Annotated in this window: 13 protein-coding genes and 1 tRNA gene; 8 read left to right on the top strand and 6 right to left on the bottom strand. The window is 70.3% G+C overall.

All coding sequences use genetic code 11. The features are described 5' to 3' along the window. Positions 1–166 precede the first annotated feature (166 nt). Entirely contained in the window at positions 167–646 is a 480-nt protein-coding gene (locus tag B9O00_RS19650) for an Lrp/AsnC family transcriptional regulator (RefSeq protein ID WP_085124423.1), read from the bottom strand. Positions 647–764: 118 nt separating this feature from the next. Here B9O00_RS19650 and B9O00_RS19645 point away from each other — a divergent pair, with 118 nt between their 5' ends. Then, entirely contained in the window at positions 765–1850 is a 1086-nt protein-coding gene (locus B9O00_RS19645) for a diaminopropionate ammonia-lyase (protein WP_085124422.1), read from the top strand. Next, positions 1847–3022 carry a M24 family metallopeptidase gene (locus B9O00_RS19640; RefSeq protein ID WP_200808582.1) on the top strand — a complete coding sequence of 392 codons (1176 nt, stop codon included), beginning with the start codon at positions 1847–1849 and terminating at the stop codon, positions 3020–3022. The genes B9O00_RS19645 and B9O00_RS19640 overlap by 4 nt, the downstream gene beginning before the upstream one ends. 48 nt (positions 3023–3070) lie before the next feature. Here the strand turns inward: B9O00_RS19640 and B9O00_RS19635 are convergent, their stop codons facing one another. The 3 genes from B9O00_RS19635 to B9O00_RS19625 form a co-directional block, all read right to left on the bottom strand. Next, positions 3071–3787, bottom strand: coding sequence for an MBL fold metallo-hydrolase (locus B9O00_RS19635; RefSeq protein ID WP_085124420.1), 717 nt, complete (start codon positions 3785–3787; stop codon positions 3071–3073). A gap of 1 nt (position 3788) precedes the next feature. After that, complete coding sequence (locus B9O00_RS19630; RefSeq protein WP_085124418.1) at positions 3789–4337, bottom strand: GNAT family N-acetyltransferase; 549 nt, start codon at positions 4335–4337, stop codon at positions 3789–3791. Positions 4338–4430: 93 nt separating this feature from the next. After that, positions 4431–5333: an N-formylglutamate amidohydrolase gene (locus B9O00_RS19625; RefSeq protein ID WP_085124416.1), complete on the bottom strand. Its 903-nt coding sequence runs from the start codon at positions 5331–5333 to the stop codon at positions 4431–4433. Positions 5334–5594: 261 nt separating this feature from the next. On the opposite strand from B9O00_RS19625, the gene B9O00_RS19620 reads away from it, so the two are divergent. Further along, positions 5595–5960, top strand: coding sequence for a response regulator transcription factor (locus B9O00_RS19620; protein WP_085124413.1), 366 nt, complete (start codon positions 5595–5597; stop codon positions 5958–5960). A 109-nt stretch (positions 5961–6069) separates the two neighbouring features. After that, positions 6070–6144 (top strand) — tRNA-Val (locus tag B9O00_RS19615). A 126-nt stretch (positions 6145–6270) separates the two neighbouring features. On the opposite strand, the gene B9O00_RS19610 is transcribed toward B9O00_RS19615, so the two are convergent. Both B9O00_RS19610 and B9O00_RS19605 read right to left on the bottom strand, forming a co-directional pair. Beyond that, entirely contained in the window at positions 6271–9108 is a 2838-nt protein-coding gene (locus tag B9O00_RS19610) for an nSTAND1 domain-containing NTPase (RefSeq protein WP_143596286.1), read from the bottom strand. A gap of 1 nt (position 9109) precedes the next feature. After that, positions 9110–10714 carry an adenylate/guanylate cyclase domain-containing protein gene (locus B9O00_RS19605; protein WP_159460270.1) on the bottom strand — a complete coding sequence of 535 codons (1605 nt, stop codon included), beginning with the start codon at positions 10712–10714 and terminating at the stop codon, positions 9110–9112. 455 nt (positions 10715–11169) lie between these two features. On the opposite strand from B9O00_RS19605, the gene B9O00_RS19600 reads away from it, so the two are divergent. From B9O00_RS19600 to B9O00_RS19585, 4 genes are all read left to right on the top strand, one after another. Further along, on the top strand, positions 11170–11538 hold the full coding sequence (locus B9O00_RS19600) for a DOPA 4,5-dioxygenase family protein (protein WP_085124408.1): 369 nt from the start codon (positions 11170–11172) through the stop codon (positions 11536–11538). Between the two features lie 146 nt (positions 11539–11684). Next, the gene (locus B9O00_RS19595; RefSeq protein ID WP_218822899.1) at positions 11685–12335 is read left to right on the top strand and encodes a TetR/AcrR family transcriptional regulator; all 651 of its coding nucleotides are present in this window, start codon (positions 11685–11687) and stop codon (positions 12333–12335) included. A 34-nt stretch (positions 12336–12369) separates the two neighbouring features. Then, on the top strand, positions 12370–13605 hold the full coding sequence (locus B9O00_RS19590) for an ABC transporter substrate-binding protein (protein ID WP_085124405.1): 1236 nt from the start codon (positions 12370–12372) through the stop codon (positions 13603–13605). 74 nt (positions 13606–13679) lie between these two features. Continuing rightward, positions 13680–14552: a branched-chain amino acid ABC transporter permease gene (locus B9O00_RS19585; protein ID WP_085124403.1), complete on the top strand. Its 873-nt coding sequence runs from the start codon at positions 13680–13682 to the stop codon at positions 14550–14552. Positions 14553–14555: the final 3 nt, after the last annotated feature.

The following is a 14555-nucleotide window of genomic DNA, read 5'->3' as shown; positions in this document are numbered from 1 at the left end:
TGAGCCTGTCGAAAGATGGAGCGAACCCCGCACGGGCGGTGCCGAATGGCCCGCGCTTCGCGCCACGCTACGCGTCCTTCGACAGGCTCAGGATGAAGCCATTTTTGCAGCCTTTCGCGTGGACGGCATGGTCGGGCTCGACGGCGGCGGCGCCAGCCGTGGCACGTCACCCCGCGTGCCCGGCCGGCACCGCGGTGCCGCGCAGCGGCTTGCCCATGACCACCGAAGTGCGGAAGCGGCGCACGTTGGGGTCGTCGAAGAGGAGGCGCCGGGTCAGCGCCTCGAAGTCGTCCATGTCCCGGGCCTGGGCGATCAGCACGAAGTCGCCTTCGCCGGTCACGTAGTAGCACTGCTGGACCAGCGGCTCGGCGGCCGCCTTGCGGCGGAAGCCGTCGATCTGGTCGGCCCGCTCGCGCTCCAGCTCGACGATCACGACGAAGGTCATCGGCAGGCCGACCGCCGCCGGCTCGACCAGCACGACCTCGCCGGTGATCACGCCGCCCTCGCGCAGCCGGCGGATCCGCCGCTGCACCGCCGGCGCGGAGAGCGCGACCTCGCCGGCCAGGCTCTCCAGCGAGCGGCCGGCGTCCTGCTGCAGCAGGTCGAGCAGCCGGCGGTCGAGGGCATCGAGAGCTGCCGGCTTCATGATTCCGCTCCAAATAGCATTCTGCCGCAAGGAATTTAGCAAAATAGGCCAATACGCGCAAAAATCCTGCGTCCGGTCGCTGCTATCCTGCCATCCGACCGAAGCGCGGAGGCGGGTGATGGAGCTGTTGCGCAATCCCTGGCGCGGCCGGGGCCTGCCGGAGGGCAGCGGCCTCGCCGCGGGCGCCGTGAGCGCCGATCCGGCCGAGCCCCTGGCGCTGCTGGCGCGCTGTCCGGCCGCCGCGGCGACGCCGCTGCGCGACCTGCCGGCCCTGGCCGAGGCCTTCGGCGTCGGCGCGCTGCGGATCAAGGACGAGAGCGGGCGCATGGGCCTGGGCAGCTTCAAGGCCCTGGGCGCCGCCTACGTGCTGGCGCGCGAGGCGGCGGCGCTGGCCGACCCGGCGGACCGGGAGGCGATGGCGCGGGCGCTGGCCGGCCGGACCTACTGCTGCGCCAGCGCCGGCAACCACGGCCTGTCGGTCGCGACCGGCGCGCGGCTGTTCGGCGGCCGCTCGGTGATCTTCCTCAGCGAGACGGTGCCCGAGGCCTTCGCCGGGCGCCTGCGCCGGGCCGGCGCCGAGGTGCGGCGCGACGGCGCCGACTATGAGGCCTCGATGGCGGCGGCCGCCGTCGAGTCCGAGGCGAAGGGCTGGACCCTGCTGTCCGACTCCTCCTGGCCCGGCTACCTGGAGCTGCCGGCGCGGGTCATGGAGGGCTACCTTGTCGCGGCCCAGGAGGCGGCGGATGCGCTGTCCGGGCCGCCGAGCCACGTCTTCCTGCAGGCCGGGGTCGGCGGCTTCGCGGCGGCCATGGCGGCGCTGTTCCGGGCGCGCTGGGGCGACGGGCCGACGCTGGTCGTCGTCGAGCCGGCGAGCGCGCGCTGCCTGCTGGAGAGCGTGCGGGCCGGCCGGCCGGTGCGCGCGCCCGGCCCGGCCTCGATCATGGGCCGGCTCGACTGCAAGGAGGCCTCGCACCTGGCGCTCGGCGAGCTGGCGCACTCGGCCGACGTCTTCGTCACGCTCGACGACGAGGCCTGCGCCGCGACGGTCGCCCTGCTGGCGGCCGAGGGGCTGCGCACGACGCCGTCCGGCGCCGCCGGGGTCGCCGCCCTGCAGCACGCCGGCGCGCGGCGCGCGGCGCTGGGGCTGGACGCGGCGAGCCGGGTCCTGGCCTTCATGACCGAGGGCCCGGAGGACGCCTCGTGAGCGCGGCCGGCGAGGCACCGCCGCGCGGCTTCCCGACCGCGGAGTTCGAGGCGCGGCTGGAGCGGGCTCAGCGGTTGATGGCGGCCGCGGGCCTCGACGCCCTGTTCCTGACCACCGAGCCGGAGATCCGCTGGTTCACCGGCTTCCTGACGCTGTTCTGGCAGAGCCCGACGCGGCCCTGGTTCCTGGTCGTGCCGCGCGCCGGCAAGCCGGTCGCCGTGGTGCCGGAGATCGGCGCCCCCGTCATGGCGCGGACCTGGATCGAGGACATCCGGGCCTGGCCCGCGCCGCAGCCGGAGGACGACGGCCTGTCGCTGCTGGCCGGGGTGTTCCGCGAGATCGGCGCCGCGGGCGGGCGGATCGGCCTGCCGATGGGCCCGGAGACGACGCTGCGCATGCCGCTCGCCGACTTCGAGCGGCTGCGCGCCGCCCTGCCGGAGGCCGCCTTTCTCGACGCGACCCCGGCGATCCGGGCGCTGCGCCGGGTCAAGTCGGAGCGCGAGATCGCCAAGACCGCGCACATCTGCCGCATCGCCTCCGAGGGCTTCGCGGCGCTGCCGGGCCTGGTCGGGGCGGGCATGCCGCTGACCGAGGTGTTCCGCGCCTTCCGCCTGGAGCTGATCCGGCGCGGCGCCGACGACGTGCCCTATCTGGTCGGTGCCGCGGCGCCCGGCGGCTACGACGACGTGATCTCGCCGCCGAGCGAGCGGCCGCTGGCGTCCGGCGACCTGCTGATGATGGACACCGGCGCGACCTTCGACGGCTACTTCTGCGACTTCGACCGCAACGTCGCGATCGGTCGCGCCGACGCCGCGGCGGCGCGCGCCTACGACACGCTCTGGCGGGCGACCGAGGCCGGCCTCGCCGCGGCCCGGCCGGGGCAGAGCTGCGCCGGCCTGTTCCGCGCCATGCAGGCGGTCATCGAGGCCGACGGCTACCGGGCCGGCAACGTCGGCCGCATGGGCCACGGCCTCGGCCTGCAGCTGACCGAGCATCCCTCGAACGCCGCCTGGGACGGGACCGTCCTGGAGCCGGGCATGGTGCTGACCCTGGAGCCCGGCCTCGCCTTCGCGCCCGGCCGCGGCCAGGTCCACGAGGAGAACCTGGTGGTGCGCGCCGACGGCGCCGAGCTGCTCAGCCGCCGCGCCCCGCGCGAGCTGCCGGTCATCTGACCCCCCCCCCTCGCCCGCCCACGCGAGGCGTGGACGGGCGAGGGGGCGCTACGCCCCCTTCTCCAGCAGGAAGCTGCGGATCAGCAGACGGTAGCGCCTGCCGTCGAAGCTCGGGAAGTGGCCGCCGTGGACGACGCGCACCGGCAGGTCGTGGATCCGCTTCATGGTCGCGACATAGGCCTCGACGTCGTCGTCGATCAGCGGGCCGTCGTAGATCGTGTCGCCCGAGAACAGGATGCCGCTGGCCGCTTCCCAGAGCATGATGCCGCCCGGCGAATGGCCGGGCGTGTGGATGACCTGGAAATGCCGGTCGCCGAGGTCGACGACGTCGCCGTCCTCCAGGATCCGCGTCGCCGGCGCCGCCGCGACGGCGTACTCGGCCGAGCGGTAGGGCGCTGGCGGCAGGGCCGTGAAGATCTCGTCGCTGACGTAGCTGTCGGAGTAGGTCGAGGCCGGCGTCGGATCGGCCAGGATCGCCGCCTCGGCGCGGTGCACGCTGCGCTCGGCGAACTCGTGATGGGCGCCGATGTGATCGAAATGGGTGTGGCTGGCGACCGCGACCAGGGGCCGCTCGGTGACCAGCGGCACCTGCTCGCGCAGGCCGACCACGCCCATGCCGCTGTCGACCAGCAGGTCGCGCTCGCGGCCGCGCACGTGCCAGACGTTGCAGCGGTAGAAGGCCTTGATGAAGGGCTCCTCGATCAGCGTCACGCCGTCGTCGAGCCGCTTCACCGCGTACCAGTCCGCTGCTGTGACGCGCCGCATCTCAGCGCTCCGGCGGGGCGTCGTCGCCGGCGCCCAGGCTGCGCTGCAGGAAGACCGAGTCGAGCCAGCGGCCGTGCTTCCAGCCGACGCTTCGCAGGACGCCGGCCCGTTGGAAGCCGAGCGACTCGTGGAGGCCGATCGAGGCCAGGTTGGCGCTGTCGCCGACGACCGCGATCAGCTGGCGGTAGCCGAGCGCCTCGGCGCGCTCGATCAGGCCGCCGAGCAGCAGCCGGCCGAGGCCCAGGCGCTGACGGTCCGGCGCCACGTAGACCGAGACCTCCAGGGTGAAGCGGTAGGCCGGGCGCGGCCGGTACGGGCCGGCATAGGCATAGCCGGCGACCGCGCCCTGCCAGTCCGCGACCAGGTAGGGCAGGCCGCGCTCCAGGATCGCCCGGCGGCGCGCTGTCATCTCGTCGAGGTCGGGCGGCTCCAGCTCGAAGGAGCCGCTGCCGTGCAGCACGTGGTGGGCGTAGATCGCCTGGATCGCCGGCAGGTCGCCGTCGAGCGAGGCGCGCAGCGTCGGCCGTTCGATCGCGGGCTGGCTGCTCACGACGGGACGCTCACGGGCGGAAACTCATGGGCGCAAACTCATGGGCGCAAACTCATGGCCGGGGGCTGTCGATGGGGCAGGGGTGACGGACGCTCATGACCGGGCGAGCGTCTCCCGCGCGGTCTCGCCGAGATGCTCGAGCAGGGCCGCCATGTCGGCGGCCAGGGTCTTCAGGCCTGGGCCGCGCGCGATCCGCTCCTCGTCCATGTAGAGCGCCCGGTTGATCTCGATCTGCAGGGCGTGCAGCCCCTCCTCGGGGCGGCCGTAGTGGCGCGTCACGAAGCCGCCGGAGTAGGGCTTGTTGCGCGACACCCGGTAGCCGTGGCGGGCGAGGAAGCGCGCCGCCGCCTCGCTGATCGCGCTGCCGCAGGCCGTGCCGTGGCAGTCGCCGAGCACGATGTCGAAGCGCAGCCCGCCGGCGTCGCGCTCCAGGGGACCGCCGCTCGAGGGCATCGAGTGGCAGTCGAGCAGCAGGCAGTAGCCGAACTGCGCGCGGGTCTGCTCGACCAGCTCGCGCAGGCTGGCGTGGTAGGGCCAGTAGCAGTCCTGGATGCGCTGCAGGGCCTGGGCGAAGCGCAGCTTGTCGCGGTAGATGTCGGCGCCGTTGGCGACCACCCGGGCGATCGTGCCGAGGCCCGCGGCGACCCGCGGCGAGCGGGTGTTGGCATAGTCGGGCAGGCGGTCGGCGAACATCGAGGGGTCGAGCTCGAAGGGCTCGCGGTTCGGGTCGACGAAGGCGCGCGGGAAGAGTGCGCGGATCAGCGGAGCGCCCAGCTCGGGGGCGGCGGCGAAGATCTCGTCGACGAAGGAATCCTCGCTGCGCCGGAGCGCCAGGGGGTCGAGCCGCGAGGCGGCGACGAACGCGGCAGGATAGTTGCTGCCGCTGTGTGGGCTGGCGACCACCAGGGGCAGGCTCTGCTCCCGCGGCCACAGGACCTCGTGGGAGTCCTCCTCCTGGGCGCTTCTGGGATCTGCCGAGAGGGCGGGAGCGTCCATCGATCCGGTAACTGTCTTCGTTCGCAGCTTGTTTACGCATTCGGATGCAGGCTGTCACGCGGCAAGCATGCCGCGTCGCGGAGCGCCTGAGAAGCGTCTCGCGAGCGGTTCGCCGCCGTGCCATAGTCCGCTTCGCCCCGACGCCTCCGTTCCGCGGCCGGCCGGCGGGGCCTGCCGGTCCGCGGCGCCGGCCGCCGAGCTGCCCCGCTCTTCGCCGAAGGCCGGGGTTCCGTTGAACCTGGACGAGGTTTCCGGCCGCCCATGGCCCGTATTCTTCTGGCGGAGGACGACGAGGGACTCCGCACCTTCCTGGCCGCCTCGCTGCGCAACGCCGGCCATCAGGTCGCCGACGTCGGCGACGGCCTGCTCGCCGAGCGGCTGCTCGACGAGGGCCCCTACGACCTGCTGCTGGCCGACGTGGTGATGCCCGGGCTCGACGGCGTCGAGCTGGCGCGCCGCGCCGCCGAGCGGCAGCCGGGCCTGCGCATCGTCTTCATCACCGGCTTCGCCGCCGTCGCCCTGCAGGGCCGCGACCGGCACCGGCTGGGCGCCCGCGTGCTCTCCAAGCCCTTCCATCTGCGCGAGCTGGTGCAGGAGGTCGAGGCGGTCCTGGCGCAGGCGTCGTAGCGGCGCGGCAAGCCGCGGCGGCAGGCTCTTGCAATGCCCGCCGGCCGATGCTAGATGCCTGCCTCCCGACGACGGAACGGCCTTTCGGGCCGCCGCCTGAACCCCTTGGGGGCGCGTAGCTCAGCGGGAGAGCACTACGTTGACATCGTAGGGGTCGCTGGTTCAATCCCAGCCGCGCCCACCATCCTCCCGGTCGGACGACCCGGATCTGGCAGACTCCCGGTGGCTTCTTCGCCGGCCCCGCCGTTGGATCGGGATCGGATGGAACGAGAGGGCCATCGCTCGTCGCCTGGGGGGCTTTGCCCCCGTCCTATTCGCCGCGGCCCAGGGCCGTCAGCGCCTGTTCGTCTCGCGCCAGATCTTTGCTGGCCCGCAGGTTGTCGGGGTCGTTCTCGAGGAACTTCGCGTCGATGTCCTTAGCGGCCTTGTAGGCCTCTTCTGCACAGTCCCTGTCGAGCTGCACCTCACAGGCGCGGCCGAGCGCGTAGTCGATCCAGTTCGAAACCAGCAGCCACCACATGTTCTTCGGGTCGGTCTCGGTCAGACCGCCGAAGGTGCCTTTGGCTCGATCCAGGAGCCGGATCGCCTCGGCGACATCGTCGTTCCGCGCGCGCCCTAACAGCGCGAGCGAAAGCTTGTATTCGAGGAATGCGTGATACAGCTCCCGTGATACGTTGGGGATCGTGTTGCGGTCGTCCAGAAGACCCTCGTACTTTTCGATCGCCTTGTCGAATTCGTTCCGCGCGACCAACACATCTGCTTCCAGGCGGTCGAGCGGGGCCGTCTGCCGGGCCCAGAACTTGCTGTTCTCATCCGAGTCCGGCGAGGGATGGGCAGCCCGTTCCTCCTCGACGAGCTTCTTGTAAGCCGCGAGATCGCTTGCGGCCTCCTTCTCGTTCTCGTCGTACTGTACGTTGAGGAATATGCGGCCCTGGTAGAGCGCAGCGAGTTTCTGCCTTGCCTTCTCGATGTACTCGAGGTCCTCGTGCTCCCGGGTTCCGGCCGACGTGACCTCTGCGGCCGACGCCGACTGCGCACCCGCCGAGCTTTCTTGCAGTCGAACGATCGTTCGATAGATCTCCTCCGCGGCCGCGTAGTCCTGCCGGGCGACGTCGAAGCGGCCATAAATCACCTCGGCCGACGCGCGGCTGAGGAGGACGTCCCCGCGGAGCAACTGGACCTCGAGCGGCTCGCGCCCCTCGGCTTTCGGCATCTCGTCGATTTTCGCTTTCGTCTCCACGAGAAGATCTATCGCCTCTGAGATGTTGCCAAAGTTCGTGAGGTAGTTGGCTCTCATCAGGGCGGCTCGATTCGAAAGTATTTCCTGGACTATGATTTCTCCCGTGTCCAGTCCTTCAGGGTAGTGGTTCTTCAACATCGCGCGGAACTCGTCGGAAAAATGCTGGATGCTTTCCAGCATTTCATAAATCGTACGATTCGTTCCCGGAATGAATCGCAATTCAATTGATACGGCCTGTGTGATCTCGGTTATCCTGCCCAGCGCCGCGGTGCGCTCCTGGCGAGCGTCGGCGGCGAGCTCGGCTTGCCGCGTGTAGTCGAGATAGGCCTTGAGGAGGCCGCCGATCGCGAGCAACGCGATGAGTGAGACGACGGCGGCACCAGACCACCAGCGTCGGCGCCGGGAAGCGAGCGTGTTATCGAACAGCCGCTCGACACGCTCTATGTGGCCGCCGTAGCGCTCGGCCCAGGCCGCGGTGCGCGGCCGCTCCTCCCAACGCACCAGCAGCCGGCCGACGCGGTTGAGCGGCAGCGTCGCGTCGGGATCGTTGCCGGCGAGCCTGAGCATCATCCGATAGTCGTGTGCGTCGCTCGCCTCGGCCTGGAGCCATCCGGCCCTGGCGTCCTCGTCGAGCGTGTCGCTCGCCTCGGCACCGATCTTCTGCCAGCGCCGCAGCAGCGCTTCGTGACCGATGTCGACCGTCGTCGCATCGTTGAGCTGCGGCTGCGCCGAGATCGACGGGACGAGGAACGAGCAATCGTCCGACCGGAAGCGATCGACGACCAGGCGAAGCTCGGCATCGTCGGCCCCGGTCTCGTCGCGCAGCTGCGCGAAGGTCAGCGCCCGGCGCGTCGCGCGGCCCTCGTTGTCCTCTTCGCTCAGCGCGCGAAACACCTGCTCGACGGCGATCTCGTGGCCGGCGAGATCAGCGAGGATCTCGTCCGCGTGGTTCGACAGCGCGCCGGCGATGCCGCCGACCTGCCTGTAGTGCTCGAGGCGCAGCTCGCGATGCGGCGGCACCGGCCTGGACGGCCCGGTCACCTCCCAGAGGCGCGACAGGCAATGCTGCAGGACCGGCAGCTGGTCGAGCTCCCCGCTGACATCATTGAGCAGCTGCTCGACGAGCGCCGGCTCGATGAAGGCGTTCGCATGCTCCTCGTCGAGCGGGCGGCGGACGACCTCCTCGCACTGCAGTCGGGTCAGCGCCGGGACCAGGAACTGGCACTCGCTGACCGCTTCGGGCAGGCCGTAGAACTGGCTGCAGTCGCCGATGAAGTCCGAGCGCATCGTGATCAGAACGTGGAGGTCGAGATCGCGCCCGCCGGTTGCGGTCAGCAGCAGCTGGACGAACTGATCGCGCTCTTCCTGCAGGCGCATCCGGGCCGGGCCGGCAACGCCATAGCGGAACAGCTCCTCGAACTGATCGACGACGATCAGCAGCGAGCAGCCGGCCATCGAATCGATCGCCGACACCGCTTCGCCGAACCCGTAGCTGGAGCGGCGCAGCGTCGCATCCAGCTCTTCGCGACGGGCCGCCCGCTCAATGGGGTCCTCTGTCACGGCGCCGCCGACCTCCGCGAGCTGTTCGGCAAGGCGGCTCAGCGGCGCGTCGCCGGGCCGGAACTGGATCCAGCGCCATCTCCGACCGCTCGACGCTCCACCCTGTCGCTCCCGCGCCTCGGTCTCTTCCGTTTCCTGCTCCAGCAGGGGCAGCAGGCCGGCGCGCACCAAAGACGATTTGCCGCTGCCGGAGCTGCCGACGACGGCGACGAACTGGCTCGTGTCGATGAGGTTGAAGAGCGCGTAGCTCTGTTCCTCGCGGCCGCAGAAATAGGCGCGATCGTGGAATCGGTAGGGGCGCAGCCCGGGGAACGGGCGACTGGCCGAGAGCGCTTCCGCGGAGGGCATGTCAGCCTCCCCCGGCCTGGCCACCCATACCTTCTGTCTGAGGCCGGAGCCATTCGGCGAGGTCGGCAGGCGAGGGCCTGTCGACGTTCGTCATGTCGACGACGCGGTCGATGCCGGCCAGCTTTACGATGAGGAACCGCTTCTTGGCGCGGTGGGTCGGCGGTGCCTCGATCAGCGTCAGCTCGATCCGATCACGCTTGGCTCGGCTGCGCCAGCTGTCGATCTTGCTGTGCCGTGTCCGCAGCCATAGCTCGCTGGCATTGCCCCAGCAATAGGCGACCGCCGAGCAGCTCAGCACCTCGTTGCGGTTGAACGCCTCGACCTTTCGCCGGTCCTCGTTCTCGTCAAGCGGCGCTGCGAACGTCGGCTCGAACGAGAGTTGCTGCAGGACATAGGCAAGTTCGGTCGCGTATTCGTAGTCTTCCGCCGCGTGATCGATGAATATCTTCTCGCCCGAACCGATATCGCACTGCGGCGCCAAGGTACGGGGCCTGGTCTTGTCCAGGTGCTGATGCAGATAGTTTATGAACTGGATCAGGTTTTCGCCCAGGACCCGATCGGTGGGCAGCTGTTCGGCGAAACGCTGCAGGACGGCAATCGGATTCCGCTCGACGGGAGCGGCAGCCTGCGGCGTGGCGGCGCCCTCCAGAAACCTGGGTGCCCAGATGATCCGCCGGAACTGAGGGGTGCCGGTGCCGTCTTCCTGCGCCTGCTCCGATCGGAGCGCGGCCCGAACGAGCTGCAGCTGGCCGATCGCCATCATGTCCGGCGCGTCCGGCGTGATTCCCGGCCGGTCGCCGAGCAGATGGACCGACAGCTCCGCCTTGGCGAGAGCCGCGTCGATGAAAGCCACGGCGCTCTCGTCGTTGGGGATGTCGCCGTCCGGAACCACGGCGTATCCGCGCCCCTTCAGCTCCTCGACGATCCGGACATAGCCCTGGCCCATGTCGCTGGCCGGCCGCGCCACGAAGACCGTGCGGCCGTTGGGCGTGACGTCGGGACTGGCGACCTTACGCCGCTCCGGCTCCGACCGGAGGTCCGGTGACGGTGCGACGACGGCCGCTTGCTCGCTCCGCCGGGACGGAACGAGAGCGGCGGGGGCCGCCGTCGCGTCGGGGACGAACGACCAGAGTGAATACTTTCCGAGTCCCTTGAGATCGATCCTTTCGTGGTGTCGCCAATTCAGTCCCTGCCGGTGACGCGCGCCGGCACGGTCGATCGCCTCGCGCGCCCTCCCGCTCAGCCAGATCTCGGCTCCCTCCGCGGCGTGAGTGACACGGGCGGCGAAATTCACCTCGGTGCCGAAGACGTCGCTCTCGACGACGTCGACCTCGCCGCTGTGTATTCCGGCCCGGATTCCCTTGGCGCGCAGCTCGGCGGCGCCCGGATTGCGATGCAGCGTGCAGGCGAAATCGAAGGCGTCGCCAGCCGAGCGGAACACGGCCATCACGCTGTCGCCGATCGTCTTGACCTGACGCCCGCCGAAGTCGGCGATGAGACTCTCGCTGCGGCCGAAATGCGCGCGGCGGACGTCGTCCATTCGTTCGTCGCCGAGCCGAAATCCCAAAGCGGTGGAATCGACGACGTCGGTGAAGACGATGGCCAATGTGACGCGCCTACTCCCGGCCCAGTCGATCAAGCTGTGAGGGGCCGGGGAACTCGTACCCGAAGCCATGAGGCAAGCCTCCCCGGTGCGAGGGTCATGCCCGTTAAACGGGTCCCCCAATGTTCTTTATCTAGTGAAACGTATAAGGTGCCGAGAGTCTAGCCGCTTGCGGCAGGACGGCTCGCGAAGCGCTCTCGAGTCGGCTTCGTCGCCGAGGCAGCGGTGCCACGGTATCCCGATCGCGAGATCCGGGTGGTCGAGGTCCGTGCGAATCATCACACGAGGGTCTGCGGACGTTCGAGGGCCCAGAGGGGAGTCCCGTACGCATCGCGCGGTGGGGGCAGGTCGCCCGGCCGCTCCGTGGCGGACAGCGGGGCAGGGCGTTTCCCGAGGCTGCGGGTCCGCTTTGCTTGCGGCGCACTTTCCGGCCGGCTCCCCTCGCGCCATGATGGGCCATGAAGCTCGATCCGGAAGCCATCGGTGAGTTCCACGCCCACGTCTACTACGACGAGGCCAGCCGGCCCCGCGCGGCGGCGCTGCGCGAGGCGATCGTCGGGCGCTTCGGCGAGGCGGTGCGGATGGGCCGCTGGCGCGACCAGCCGGTCGGGCCGCATCCCCAGGCGATGTACCAGGTCGTCTTCCCGGCCGCGCTGTTCGGCGAGATCGTGCCCTGGCTGATGGCCAGCCGCGACGGCCTGGACGTGCTCGTCCATCCCAGCTCCGGCCTCTCCGACCTGCTCGACCACAGCGCCGGCGCGATCTGGCTCGGCCGCAGCCTGAGCCTCGATCTCTCGGCCTTCAAGAGGGAGGCGGCCGCCGACTGACGGCGGCCTCCCGGTCGTCGCGCAGCCGGCCCGCTCCAACCCTCGCGCGTATCGCGGCGCATTTAAAAACAGTCTTGACTGTTTGTTTATGGCAAGCGGAAGCTTCCCTTGCGAATGAACGGTCGGGGCGGGGCGTGTTGGACGGTGTGACGACGGCAGCGAAGCGGCCGCGCCGCTCGCAGGAGGAGCGGACGCTGGAGACGCGCGGCAAGCTGATCGCCGCGACCCTCGACGTGCTCCTGGAAGAGGGCTACCTGAAGCTCGCGACCCAGCGGATCTGCGATGCCGCCGGCGTCTCGCGCGGCGCGATGCTGCACCACTTCCGCGACAAGCAGTCCCTGATCGTCGCCGCCATCGACGAGCTGCTGGTCTCGGCGACGGCGGAGATCCGCTCCCAGGCCGACCGGGTGCGCGCCCAGGAGATCACCCCCGAGGAGTTCGTCGACTACCTCTGGTTCGAGCACTTCTCCGGCCGGCTCTTCTACCTGACGCTCGAGCACGTCACGGCGGCGCGCACGGACGATGAGATCCGTGCCGCCCTGATCCCGGTGGTGCGGCGGTTCCACCTCGCCCTCGACGAGATCTGGGGCGCGCTGTTCAGCGCCGCGGCGCTGCCGCGCAGCCGGGTTGCGACCGTGCTGAACCTGACGCTCTGCCTGCTGCGCGGCATGGGCGTGCAGACCGTGCTGAGGCCCGACGATCCGGCCTACTACGACGACCTGCGCGGCGTCTGGAAGATCATGCTGAGGGCCATCCTGGACGGCCGGGTGCGTCTGGAGACAACCGGACGGTCGTAGCCCCGGCCCCACAAGCGAACAGAGGAGAGCAGACATGGAACGACCGGTTCTTTCGATGCGACAGGTGTTGCTGGCCGCGGCCGGCGTGGCGGCGCTCGGGATTGCCTCCGGGCAGGCATTCGCGGCGGAGCCGTTCCTGGTCGGCGCGCTCAACCCCGTCTCGGGTGCCGGCAGCCCCTACGGCTCGGGCATGCAGAAGGCGATCGCCATGGCCGCCGACGAGATCAACGCCGACGGCGGCGCCTGCGGGCGGCAGATCCAGGTCGTGTCCGAGGACACCCAGACCTCCCCGGACGCCGCGGTGCTGGCCGTCAAGAAGCTGATCGACGTCAACAAGGTCCAGGTCGTCATGGGCACCTGGTCCTCGGGCGTCACCCTGGCGGTCATGCCGATCACCACCGCTGCCGGCCTGCCCGAGATGAACACCTCCGGCGCGCCGGCGATCTCGACCGAGGACAAGGCCGACCTGGTCTGGCGCTTCCAGGCGACCAACGGGCGCTTCGGCCAGGCCTTCGCCAAGATCGCCAAGGAGCGCGGCTTCAAGCGGCCGGCGACCATGGCCTACAACAACGCCTCCGGCCTGGGCAACACCGAGGGCTTCGCCAAGGCCTGGAAGGAAGACGGCGGCAAGGTCGTCGCCTCGGTCGTCTACGAGCCGAAGCAGGCGAGCTACCGCTCCGAGCTGCAGCAGATCCTCGCGGCCAACCCGGACGTCGTGGTCATGGGCTCCTACCTGCCCGACACCACGATCATCCTGCGCGAGTGGTACCAGAGCGGCCAGAACCCGGACCTCAAGTGGATCATCCCGGGCTGGGCCGCCAACGAGAAGCTGGTCGAGGCGCTGGGCCCGGACGTCACCCAGGGCGTGATCGCCGTCGACAGCATCAGCAACGAGAACGCACCCTCCTACGCGCACTTCGCCGAGGCCTACAAGAAGGCGACCGGCCAGCCGGCCGGCAGCAACGTCTACGCCGCCATGACCTACGACATGATGGTGCTCTGGGGCCTGGCCATGCAGGCGGACTGCTCGAAGCTGACGCCCGAGGCGATCAACGGCCGCATCCGCGGCGTCGACAGCGCCTCCGGCGACAAGGTCTTCACCTTCGCCGAGGGCAAGAAGGCGCTCGAGGCCGGCAAGGCGATCAACTACCAGGGCGCCTCCAGCCAGCTCGCCTTCGACCAGTACGGCGACGTCACGCCGGACTTCAGCCTGTCGGTCGTCGAGAAGGGCGAGATCGTCCGCAAGAGCGTGGTCACGATCGGCAAGTAAGGCCCGCGGTCGCCCCCGGATCCGTTCCGTCGCGGAAGGGATCCGGGGGCCCGCCGACCGTCAGGAGCGTCCGGGTGGGCTTTTCCCTCTTCGCCAATCTGGCCTTCAACGGCCTGATCACCGGCCTGGTGGTCTCGCTGCTGGCGCTGTCGATCACCCTGGTGTTCGGCATCGCCCGCTTCCCCAACGCCGCGGCCGGCGACGTCGCGACGGTCGGCGCCTTCGCCGGGCTGCTCGGGCCGCTGGCCGGCGGCGGCACGCTCTGGATCATCCTCTGCGGGATGGCCGCCGGCGCCCTGCTCTCCGTCGCCTTCTACTTCCTGCTGTTCCGGCCGCTGGCCGGCAAGTCGGCGGTCTCCTCGCTGATCGCCTCGATCGGCATGGCCTTCTTCGTGCGCGCGGCCCTGACCTTCTTCCTGGGCCACGACCAGCGGGTCTATCCCCTGCCGATCGTGCGGGCGATGCCGGTCGGGCCCCTGCGCGTGCAGCCGACCGACATCGAGATCGTCGTGGCCGCCGTCCTGGCCCTGGCCGCCGTCTTCTCGATCCTGCATCTCACGCCGATCGGCAAGCGCATGCGCGCCGTCGCCGACAACGCCGAGCTGGCCCGGGTCAGCGGCATCCGCGCCAACCGCGTGCTGGTCGCCATGTGGCTGATCGCCGGCCTGCTGGCCGGGCTGTCGGGCACGCTGCTCGGGGTCAAGACGGTGGTCTCGCCGGAGATGGGCTGGGACCTGCTGATGCCGGCCTTCGCGGCGACGATCCTGGGCACCATCGGCAACCCGGTCGGCGCGGTCCTGGGCGGCGTGCTGATCGGCCTCGCCCAGGAGCTCTCGACGCCCTTCGTCGGCTTCACCTACAAGCTCGGCGTCGGCTTCCTGGTGCTGCTCGTGACCCTGCTGATCCGGCCCCAGGGACTGTTCGCCAAGAACAGTCTGGTGCGCTGAGGG

It is taken from the genome of Tistlia consotensis USBA 355 (assembly GCF_900177295.1).
Lineage (GTDB): Bacteria > Pseudomonadota > Alphaproteobacteria > Kiloniellales > DSM-21159 > Tistlia > Tistlia consotensis.
Note: the sequence above shows the minus strand (reverse complement) of the source record. Positions and strands in the feature narration are given on the sequence as shown.